At 73.3% G+C, this 10,445-nt stretch carries 7 protein-coding genes; 2 read left to right on the forward strand and 5 right to left on the reverse strand.

Features of this window, described 5'->3' with window-relative positions:
• Positions 1-156: 156 nt before the first annotated feature.
• The 5 genes from rbsD to QK440_RS39725 all read right to left on the reverse strand — a co-directional run bounded on the left by rbsD (position 157) and on the right by QK440_RS39725 (position 6,203).
• The gene (rbsD, locus tag QK440_RS39705) at positions 157-552 is read right to left on the reverse strand and encodes a D-ribose pyranase (RefSeq protein WP_282798133.1); all 396 of its coding nucleotides are present in this window, start codon (positions 550-552) and stop codon (positions 157-159) included.
• On the reverse strand, positions 549-1,478 hold the full coding sequence (gene rbsK, locus QK440_RS39710) for a ribokinase (protein WP_282798134.1): 930 nt from the start codon (positions 1,476-1,478) through the stop codon (positions 549-551). Before rbsK ends, rbsD begins: the two co-directional genes overlap by 4 nt.
• 114 nt (positions 1,479-1,592) lie before the next feature.
• Complete coding sequence (locus QK440_RS39715) at positions 1,593-3,542, reverse strand: substrate-binding domain-containing protein (RefSeq protein ID WP_282798139.1); 1,950 nt, start codon at positions 3,540-3,542, stop codon at positions 1,593-1,595.
• A gap of 1 nt (position 3,543) precedes the next feature.
• Complete coding sequence (locus QK440_RS39720) at positions 3,544-5,157, reverse strand: sugar ABC transporter ATP-binding protein (protein ID WP_282798135.1); 1,614 nt, start codon at positions 5,155-5,157, stop codon at positions 3,544-3,546.
• Positions 5,154-6,203, reverse strand: coding sequence for a LacI family DNA-binding transcriptional regulator (locus tag QK440_RS39725; protein ID WP_282798136.1), 1,050 nt, complete (start codon positions 6,201-6,203; stop codon positions 5,154-5,156). Before QK440_RS39725 ends, QK440_RS39720 begins: the two co-directional genes overlap by 4 nt.
• A 213-nt stretch (positions 6,204-6,416) precedes the next feature.
• Here QK440_RS39725 and QK440_RS39730 point away from each other — a divergent pair, with 213 nt between their 5' ends.
• Positions 6,417-8,672, forward strand: coding sequence for an ATP-dependent RecD-like DNA helicase (locus QK440_RS39730; protein WP_282798137.1), 2,256 nt, complete (start codon positions 6,417-6,419; stop codon positions 8,670-8,672).
• Positions 8,673-8,902: 230 nt separating this feature from the next.
• A complete protein-coding gene (locus QK440_RS39735; protein WP_282798138.1) occupies positions 8,903-10,201 on the forward strand; it encodes a citrate synthase in 1,299 nt (432 codons plus the stop codon).
• The last annotated feature ends 244 nt before the right edge of the window (positions 10,202-10,445 follow it).

Here is a 10,445-nt window from a genome sequence, read left to right on the forward strand (position 1 = left end):
TGTCGGGCCCGGGCCCCCGGGGGGGGGCACCCCCGCGCCCCGGGGGGGGGGGGGCACCCCGGGGGGCCCGGTCCATGGACCGGGCCCCCTCGAAGCGCGTACGGCCCGCGCAGCGGGTGCCGAGCGCACCACAGCGCGCACCCGCCAGGCGCCGTCTCAGAAAAAGACTCCGCAGGTCAGCAGCGCGTTCGCGTACGGGCGTGCCTCGCCCGTGCGGACGACGAGGCGGGCCCGCGCCGACCGCTCCTTCAGCTCGTCGTGCGGCGCGAACTCCAGCGACGGGCCGGGGAACCGGTCCGCGAGCAGCGCGGCCGCCTCCGGGTTCGCCCCGCGGACCTCGTGCGCCGCCACCGCGCCCTCCACCACCAGCTCCGCGAGCAGCCCGTCCAGGACCTGGGCGAACGACGGCACCCCGGCCACGAACGCCAGGTCCACCACGCGCGGCCCCGCCGGGATCGGCATGCCCGCGTCGCACACGAGCAGCCGGTCGCCGTGGCCCAGCTCCGCGAGCGCGCCCGCGAGAGCGCGGTTGAGGACGCCCGCTCGCTTCACCGCGCCGCGCCCTCCTCGCCGAGCGCCGCCACCTCGGCGCCCGTCGGGTACGAGACCTGCGCCCCGGCCCGCGTCACCGCGAGCGCGCCCACGCGGGCCGCGAAGCGGGCCGCCGTCGCCAGGTCCTCGCCCGCGCCGAGCCGCCAGGCCAGGGCCGCCGTGAACGCGTCCCCGGCCCCCGTCGTGTCCACGGCGTCGACCTTCACCGACGGCACCCGCTCGGTGCCGTCCGCCGTGGCGACCAGGGCGCCCTCCGCGCCGAGCGTCACCACCACGGAGCGCGGGCCGAGGTCCAGGAGCCGCCGCGCCCAGTCCTCCGGCGCGTCCGGCACGTCGGCACCCGCGCCCTGGAGGACGACCCGCGCCTCGTGCTCGTTCACGATCAGCGGATCGCACGCCGCGAGGACCTCCGGCGGCAGCGGCGCCGGCGGCGACGGGTTCAGGACGAGACGGGCGCCGGGGGCCAGCGCGCGGGCCACCTCCGCCACCGTCTCCAGCGGGATCTCCAGCTGCACCGACACCACCGGCGCCGCCGCGAACAGGTCCCCGGCCGCCCGTACGTCGTCCGGCGTCAGGCGCGCGTTCGCGCCCGGCGCCACCACGATGCTGTTGTCGCCCGACGGGTCCACCGTGATCAGCGCGACCCCGGTCGGCGCGCCGCCCACCAGGACGCCCGCCGTGTCCACGCCCGCCGACTCCTGCGAGTCCAGGAGCAGCCGCCCGTACGCGTCGTCGCCGACCCGCGCCAGCAGCGCCGTGCGCGCCCCGAGCCGGGACGCCGCCACCGCCTGGTTGGCGCCCTTGCCGCCCGGATGGACGGCGAGGTCCGAGCCGAGCACCGTCTCCCCGGGGCCCGGCCGCCGCGCCACGGCCGTCACCAGGTCGGCATTGGCCGACCCCACGACCAGCAGGTCGTACTCACGCATTCCCGTACTGCCTTTCACCCTGTTCACCGTTCACCGAGCCCTGCACCGTGCCGCTCGCCGTACCGTCCACCGTACGGTCACCGGAGCGACGCGGCGGCACCGGAGGAACGGCGCTCACCGGAAGTCCTTCACGTTCGCGGACGTGACGACCTTCACCGGCACCTTCACCGTCGACGGCACCTTCTCGCCGTCCGCCACGGCCACGGCGTTGCGGACCGCGATCCGGCCCAGCTCCTCGGGCTGCTGCGCCACCGACGCGTACAGCGTGCCGTCCGCGACCGCCTTCAGCCCGTCCGGCGTGCCGTCGAAGCCGACCACCGAGACCGACTTCCCGGCCTTGGAGCCGAGGGCCTTCACCGCGCCGAGCGCCATCTCGTCGTTCTCGGCGAACACGCCGTCGACGTCCGGGTGGCCCTGCAGCAGGTTCGTCATCACGTCCAGGCCCTTGGCGCGGTCGAAGTCCGCGGGCTGCCTCGCGACCACCTCGATGCCGGGGAAGGCCCTGATGCCCTCGGCGAAGCCCCGGCCCCGCTCGCGGCTCGCGGACGTGCCCGCGGTGCCCTGGAGGACCACCACCGTGCCCTTGCCGCCGAGCTTGTCGGCGAGGGCCTTCGCGGCCTGCCGGCCGCCCGCCGCGTTGTCGGAGGCGACGAGCGTGGCGACGTCCGCCTCGTTCACGCCCCGGTCGGCGGCGACGACGGGGATGTCCGCCTTGTTCGCGGCGCGCGCGGCCGGGCCGATCGCGTCGGAGTCGACCGGGTTGACGACGACGGCCCCCATGTTCCCGCTGGTGAAGTTCTGCAGCTGGTTGGCCTGCTGGGAGGCGTCGTTCTGCGCGTCGGTGACGGTCAGGTCGACGCCCGCCTTCCGGGCCTCCGCCTGGGCGCCCTCCTTCATCTGGACGAAGAAGGGGTTGTTCAGCGTCGACAGCGACAGGCCGACCTTCGTCGAGGTACCCGAGGAGCCGTTGTTCCACAGCGACACCGCCGCGATCACGGCTGCCGCGACGACCGCCGCGAGGGTGTACCTGAGCGCCTGCGGGCCCTTGCGGCCGGTCCCCGACGACGTACTCCCGGCGGGGGCGCCCGGCGCGGCCCCGGCCTTCCTGCGCACCGAGTCGAGCAGGACGGCCAGCGCGATGACGACGCCGATGACCACCTGCTGCCAGAACGCCGACACGGACAGGAGGTTGAGGCCGTTGCGCAGCACGGCGAGGATCAGCGCGCCGATCAGCGTGCCCGAGGCCTTGCCGACGCCGCCCGCGAGGCTCGCGCCGCCGATGACGACCGCGGCGATGGCGTCCAGCTCGTACCCCTGCGCGGCCTGCGGCTGCGCGGACGCGAGCCGGGAGGCGAGCACGACGCCCGCGACGGCGGCGAACAGACCCGAGAGCGCGTAGATCGCGATCTTCTGCCGCCGCACGCGCAGCCCCGACAGCCGGGCCGCCTCCTCGTTGCCGCCGATCGCGTACATGGCGCGGCCGAGGTACGTGCGCGCCAGGACCACCGCGGTGAGCAGGCCCATCACGACCATGACGAGGACCGGCACCGGCAGCCACCCGCCGAGCGTGTCGCCGACCCTGGAGACGGAGTCGGGGAACGGGATCGGGCTGCCCTGCGAGATCACCAGGGACAGGCCGCGGCCGATCGACAGCATCGCGAGCGTCGCGATGAACGGCGGCAGCTTGCCGTACGAGACGAGCAGCCCGTTGACGACGCCGCAGGCGAGGCCGGTGGCCACGGCCAGGAGCACGGCGAGCCAGACGGGCAGGCCCTCCTTGGTCGCGGACCAGGCGAGGACGGTCGCCGACAGCGCCGCCACCGACCCCACCGACAGGTCGATGCCCGCGGCGACGATGACGAAGGTGACGCCGAACGCGAGGATCGCCGTCACGGCCGCCTGCACGCCGACGTTCAGGAGGTTCTGCGTGGTCAGGAAGTCGCCGGAGAGCAGCGACATCGCCACCACCAGGACCACCAGGGCGCTCAGCGCACCGTTCTCGAGCAGCAGGCGGCGCAGGTCGAGGCCGCCCGCCCGGGTGGTGCCCGGCTCGCCCGGGCGCAGGTCAGTGGGTGCCACGGGGGGCCTCCTTGTCGGTTCCGGGAGTCTCGGTTCCGGAGTTCTCGGGCGCGGGGTTCTCGGCCCCGGGGTTCTCGTCGCCCGCGGGCGCGTCCCCGTCGGCGTACGTGGTGACGGCGAGCGCCATCACCGCGTCCTGCGTCGCCTCGGCGGCGGGGAGTTCGCCCGCGAGCCGGCCCTGGGCCATGACCAGGACCCGGTCGCTCATGCCGAGCACCTCGGGCAGGTCGCTGGAGATCATCAGGACGGCGTGGCCGGCCGCCGTCAGCTCGTTGATCAGCTGGTAGATCTCGACCTTCGCGCCGACGTCGATGCCGCGCGTCGGCTCGTCGAGGATCAGCACGCGGGCCTTCGCGAGCAGCCACTTGCCGATGACGACCTTCTGCTGGTTGCCGCCGGACAGGGTGCGCACGTGCTGGTGCAGGCCCGCCATGCGCACGCCGAGCTGCCCGGCGATCCGCTCGGCCGCGGCGTGCTGGGCGCCCCGGTCCACCAGCCCGGCACGGGTCGCCGAACGCAGCGTGACCAGGCCGAGGTTGTCCGCCACCGAGGCGTCCAGGACCAGGCCCTGGCCCTTGCGGTCCTCCGGTACGAGGCCGATCCCGGCGGTCATCGCCGCGTACACGTCGTGCCGCGGCACCGCCCGGCCCGCCACCTCCACCGAGCCCTCGTCGTAGGGGTCGGCGCCGAAGACGGCCCGCGCGACCTCCGTACGGCCCGCGCCGACCAGGCCCGCGACGCCGACGACCTCGCCGGCGCGCACCTCGAAGCCCACGTCGTGGAAGGCGCCCCGCCGGGTGAGCCCGCGCACGCGCAGCAACGGCGCCTCGTCCTGCGGCAGTTCGGGCCGCTCGCGCGGGTACTGCTGCGCGATGGACCGGCCCACCATGAGGCGCACCAGCTCGTCCTCCGGCGTCGAGGCGGGCACCTGGCCCACGCTCCGGCCGTCGCGGATGACGCTGACGCGGTCGCCGAGCGCGGCGATCTCCTCCAGGTGGTGGGTGATGAAGACGACGCCCACGCCGTCCGCGCGCAGCGACCGCACGAGGGCGAAGAGCGTGCCGACCTCCTCGGCGGTGAGCACGGCCGTCGGCTCGTCCATGATGAGCACGCGCGCGTGCAGGCTGAGCGCCTTGGCGATCTCCACCATCTGGAGGCGGGCGATGCCGAGGTCGCGGCAGCGGGCGCGGGGGGACACGTCGACGCCCACGCGCGCGAGCAGGCCGGCCGCGTCGGCCTCCATCTTCTTGCGGTCGATCAGGCCGTAGCGGCGCGGCTGGCGGCCCAGGAAGATGTTCTCGGCCACCGTCAGGTCGGGGACGAGGTTGAACTCCTGGTGGATCGTGGCGATCCCGAGCCGCTCGGCGTCCCGCGCGCCCTGCACGCGGACCTCCTCGCCGTCGACCAGGACGCGCCCGGCGTCGGGCTGGTGCGCGCCGGAGAGCACCTTGATCAGCGTGCTCTTGCCCGCGCCGTTCTCGCCGAGGAGTACGTGGACCTCGCCCGCGCGCAGGTCGAAGTCGACGCCGTCCAGCGCCACGACGCCCGGGAAGGCCTTGCGGACGCCCTCGACGCGCAGCAGCTCACGGTCGTGGCTCACGAGTCGCTCCTTCCGGCGGGGGCCTCCCCGGTACGGGACCCGGGCGCGGCCGCCTCCCCGCACGAGCGGCGGACGACCAGGCGCGCGGGCAGCGTCACCGACCGGGGCGCGCGCCCCTCGATGCGGTCGGTCAGGGCCCGTACGGCGGCCCGGCCCAGCTCGCCGGTGGGCTGCGCGATCGCGGTGACCGGGGGGTCGGTGTGCACGAACCACGGGATGTCGTCGAACGCGGCGAGCGCGATGTCGTGCGGGACGCGCAGCCCGCGCGCGCGGAGCGCGTCGAGCGCGCCCAGCGCCATCAGGTTGTCGGCGGCGAACACGACGTCCGGCGGCGTCGGCAGGTCAAGGAACCGCTCGGTGGCGCGGCGCCCGCTCGCGGCCTGGAAGTCGCCCTGGCCCACGTAGGCGTCCGGCAGGTCGAGGCCGTACTCCGCGAGGGCGTCGCGGAAGGCGGCGACGCGCTCGCTGCCGGTGGTGGTCGTGGCGGGCCCCGCGATGATGGCGAGGCGGCGGTGCCCGAGGCCGTGCAGATGGGCCACCAGGTCGCGCACCGCCGCGCTGCCGTCCGCCCGCACGACGGGCACGTCCACGCCGGCGATCCACCGGTCGACGAACACCATCGGGGTGCCCGCGCGCGCGGCGTCCAGGACGAGCGGGGAGCCGCCGTCGGTGGGGGAGACGAGCAGGCCGTCGATGCGGCGGTCCAGGAGGGTGCGGATGTGGTGGTCCTGGATCTCGGGCCGCTCGTCGGCGTTGCCGAAGATGATGCTGTAGCCGAGCGCGCGGGCCTCCTCCTCGACGGAGCGGGCCAGCTCGGTGAAGTACGGGTTCAGGACGTCGCTGATGACGAGCCCGAGCGTGCGCGTCTGGTCCGTGCGCAGCGACCGGGCCAGCGTGTTGGGCCGGTACCCGAGCGCCTCCACGGCGTCGAGCACGCGGGCCCGGGCGGCCGGGCTGACGGACGCGTGCGCGTTCAGGACCCGGGACACCGTCGCCACGGAGACCCCCGCGCGGGCCGCGACGTCCTTGATGCCGACGCTTGCCATGCCGATGCCACCTCCTCGTGGAATCGATTACACGAGGATTGGAATCGATTACACGTCCGCTGGCAAGACCCGGACAGGTGGCCGAAATCCGATCGTGATGTGCATCGCGGTGTGCATCGTGATGTGCGGGGGCGATGCGTGGGCGACCGGCCGGGACACCCGCAAGGCCAGGACGCCGTAGGCGTTGTCGGTGCCGGGCGGTAGCGTCGGATCATGTCGACTGCTGCCCGGCGGGGCGAGCCCGGTGTCCCCGCGCCCCGCATGGCCGTCATCGAGGGCGTCCTGGAGCGCATCACGTACGCCAACGAGGAGAACGGCTACACGGTCGCGCGGGTGGACACCGGCCGCGGCGCCGGCGACCTGCTCACGGTCGTCGGTTCGCTGCTCGGCGCGCAGGTGGGGGAGTCCCTGCGGATGGAAGGCCGTTGGGGCTCCCACCCGCAGTACGGCAAGCAGTTCACGGTGGAGAACTACACGACGGTGCTGCCCGCCACCATCCAGGGCATCCGCCGCTATCTGGGCTCCGGCCTCATCAAGGGCATCGGCCCGGTCATGGCCGACCGCATCACCACCCACTTCGGCCTGGACACCCTCGACGTCATCGAGCGCGAGCCGAAGCGCCTCGTCGAGGTGCCGGGCCTCGGACCCAAGCGCACCAAGCGCATCGCCGACGCCTGGGAGGAGCAGAAGGCCATCAAGGAAGTGATGGTCTTCCTCCAGGGCGTCGGCGTCTCCACCTCCATCGCCGTGCGCATCTACAAGAAGTACGGCGACGCCTCCATCTCCGTGGTGCGGAACGAGCCGTACCGCCTCGCGGCCGACGTCTGGGGCATCGGCTTCCTGACCGCCGACCGCATCGCCCAGTCCGTCGGCATCCCGCACGACAGCCCCGACCGCGTCAAGGCGGGCCTGCAGTACGCGCTGTCGCAATCCACCGACCAGGGCAACTGCTACCTGCCCGAGGAGCGCCTGATCGCCGACGCGGTCAAGCTCCTCCAGGTCGACACGGGCCTGGTCATCGACTGCCTGGCCGAACTCGCGGGCGAGGAGGAGGGGGTGGTGCGCGAGTCCGTGCCCGGCCCCGACGGCGGCCCGGACGTCACCGCCGTCTACCTGGTCCCCTTCCACCGCGCCGAACTGTCCCTGGCCGCCCAGCTCCTGCGCCTGCTGCACAGCGACGAGGACCGGATGCCCGGCTTCCAGGACGTCGCCTGGGACAAGGCGCTCGCCTGGCTCGCCGGGCGCACGGGCACCGAGCTCGCGCCCGAGCAGCAGGAGGCCGTCCGGCTGGCCCTGACCCGGAAGGTGGCCGTCCTCACCGGTGGGCCCGGCTGCGGCAAGTCCTTCACCGTGCGCTCCGTCGTCGAGCTGGCCCGCGCCAAGAAGGCCAAGGTGCTGCTCGCCGCGCCCACGGGCCGCGCCGCCAAGCGCCTGGCCGAGCTGACCGGGGCCGAGGCCTCCACGGTCCACCGCCTCCTGGAGCTGAAGCCCGGCGGCGACGCGGCGTACGACCGCGACCGCCCCCTGGACGCCGACCTGGTCGTCGTCGACGAGGCGTCCATGCTGGACCTGCTGCTCGCCAACAAGCTGGTGAAGGCCGTGCCGCCGGGCGCGCACCTGCTGTTCGTGGGCGACGTGGACCAGCTCCCGAGCGTCGGCGCGGGCGAGGTCCTGCGCGACCTCCTGAGCGAGGGCAGCCCCGTCCCCGCCGTGCGCCTGACCCGGGTCTTCCGCCAGGCCCAGGAGTCGGGCGTGGTCACCAACGCCCACCGCATCAACGCCGGGCAGCCGCCCCTGACGCAGGGCCTGAAGGACTTCTTCCTGTTCGTGGCCGAGGACACCGAGGAGGCCGGGCGGCTCACCGTGGACGTGGCGGCCCGGCGCATCCCGGCGAAGTTCGGCCTCGACCCGCGCCGGGACGTACAGGTCCTCGCCCCCATGCACCGCGGCCCCGCGGGCGCCGGCACGCTGAACGGCCTGCTCCAGCAGGCCGTCACCCCCGGCCGCCCGGACCTGCCCGAGAAGCGCTTCGGCGGCCGCGTCTTCCGCGTCGGCGACAAGGTCACGCAGATCCGCAACAACTACGAGAAGGGCGCCAACGGCGTCTTCAACGGCACGGTCGGCGTCGTCACCGCCCTGGACGCGGACGAGCAGACCCTCACCGTCCTGACCGACGAGGACGAGGAGGTGGTGTACGACTTCGACGAGCTCGACGAACTCGCGCACGCCTATGCCGTGACGATCCACCGCTCACAGGGAAGTGAGTATCCGGCGGTGGTGATCCCGGTCACCACCGGCGCCTGGATGATGCTCCAGCGGAATCTGCTCTACACGGCCGTGACCCGCGCCAAGAGGCTGGTCGTCCTCGTCGGTTCGCGCAAGGCTCTGGGTCAGGCGGTGCGCACGGTCTCCGCCGGCAGGCGCTGCACGGCCCTGGACCACCGGCTCGCGGGCCGTCGGGCGGCCTGACGTCTCCCGGCGTCAACGCCGCCGGGTGGGTGATCGATCATTTGAGTCGTAAAGGTCACACCCCACTTCCGGAACCGGAACGAAAGGGGCAGGATGAGCAGGTTGGCGGCACTGAGTGCCGCCAGTAGGCCCAATGGTCGACCCCGAGTGCACTCTCCAGGGCCAAATGGGGGATGGTAGAGACAGTCAGGGCACCTCGAAGAAGAGGCACAACGTCGGTGAGGGATGACGTGAGCGAGAACGCTAACAAGGCTGTAGTACTGCGGTACGGCGATGGCGAGTACACCTACCCGGTGATCGAGTCCACTGTCGGCGACAAGGGCTTCGATATCGGCAAGCTCCGCGCCCAGACCGGTCTGGTGACCCTGGACAGCGGCTATGGCAACACCGCCGCCTATAAATCCGCCATCACCTACCTCGACGGCGAGCAGGGCATCCTGCGCTACCGGGGTTACCCCATCGAGCAGCTTGCGGAGCGCTCCACCTTCCTCGAGGTGGCGTACCTGCTGATCAACGGCGAGCTGCCGAAGGTCGACGAGCTCGCCACGTTCAAGAACGAGATCACCCAGCACACGCTGCTGCACGAGGACGTCAAGCGCTTCTTCGACGGCTTCCCGCGCGACGCCCACCCGATGGCCATGCTGTCCTCCGTGGTCAGCGCGCTGTCCACGTTCTACCAGGACAGCCACAACCCGTTCGACGAGAAGCAGCGCCACCTCTCCACGATCCGGCTGCTCGCCAAGCTGCCGACGATCGCGGCGTACGCGTACAAGAAGTCGATCGGCCACCCGTTCGTCTACCCGCGTAACGACCTCGGGTACGTCGAGAACTTCCTGCGCATGACCTTCTCGGTCCCCGCCCAGGAGTACGAGCTGGACCCGGTCGTGGTCGCGGCGCTCGACAAGCTGCTGATCCTGCACGCGGACCACGAGCAGAACTGCTCGACCTCCACGGTCCGCCTGGTGGGCTCCTCGCAGGCGAACATGTTCGCCTCGATCTCCGCGGGCATCTCCGCGCTGTGGGGCCCGCTGCACGGCGGCGCCAACCAGTCGGTCCTGGAGATGCTGGAGGGCATCCAGGCCACCGGCGGCGACGTCGACTCCTTCATCCGCAAGGTGAAGAACAAGGAAGACGGCGTGAAGCTCATGGGCTTCGGGCACCGCGTCTACAAGAACTTCGACCCGCGGGCGAAGATCATCAAGGCGGCGGCGCACGACGTCCTCTCCGCGCTCGGCAAGTCCGACGAGCTCCTGGACATCGCCCTGAAGCTGGAGGAGCACGCGCTGGCCGACGACTACTTCGTCGAGCGCAAGCTCTACCCGAACGTGGACTTCTACACCGGCCTCATCTACCGGGCCATGGGCTTCCCGACCGAGATGTTCACGGTCCTGTTCGCCCTCGGCCGGCTGCCGGGCTGGATCGCCCAGTGGCACGAGATGATCAAGGAGCCGGGTTCGCGGATCGGGCGTCCCCGCCAGATCTACACCGGCGAGGTCATCCGGGACTTCGTCCCGGTGGAGTCTCGCTAGGGCTGTAGGAGGGCGCCCTCAGGGGCGCGGGGAACTGCGCGCCCGGCGCGGGGGGGCACACCCCCCCCCGGGGGGGGGGGGGGCCCCCCGCCCCCCCCCCCCCGGGGGGGGGCCCCCCCCCCCCGCCCCCCCCCCCCCCCCCCCCCCCCCCCCCCCCCCCCCCCCCCCCCCCCCCCCCCCCCCCCCCCCGCCCGGGGCGGCCCCGGGGGCGGGGGGGGGGGGGCCCCCCCCCCCGCGGAACCGA

It is taken from the genome of Streptomyces sp. CC224B (assembly GCF_030010595.1).
Classification (GTDB): domain Bacteria; phylum Actinomycetota; class Actinomycetes; order Streptomycetales; family Streptomycetaceae; genus Streptomyces; species Streptomyces longispororuber.

Bases quoted from the DNA above. Each gene is read 5' to 3' on its own strand.
- rbsK (WP_282798134.1), bottom strand. From the start codon at position 1,478: ATGCGTGAGTACGACCTGCTGGTCGTGGGGTCGGCCAATGCCGACCTG.
- QK440_RS39725 (WP_282798136.1), bottom strand. From the start codon at position 6,203: ATGGCAAGCGTCGGCATCAAGGACGTCGCGGCCCGCGCGGGGGTCTCC.
- QK440_RS39730 (WP_282798137.1), top strand. From the start codon at position 6,417: ATGTCGACTGCTGCCCGGCGGGGCGAGCCCGGTGTCCCCGCGCCCCGC.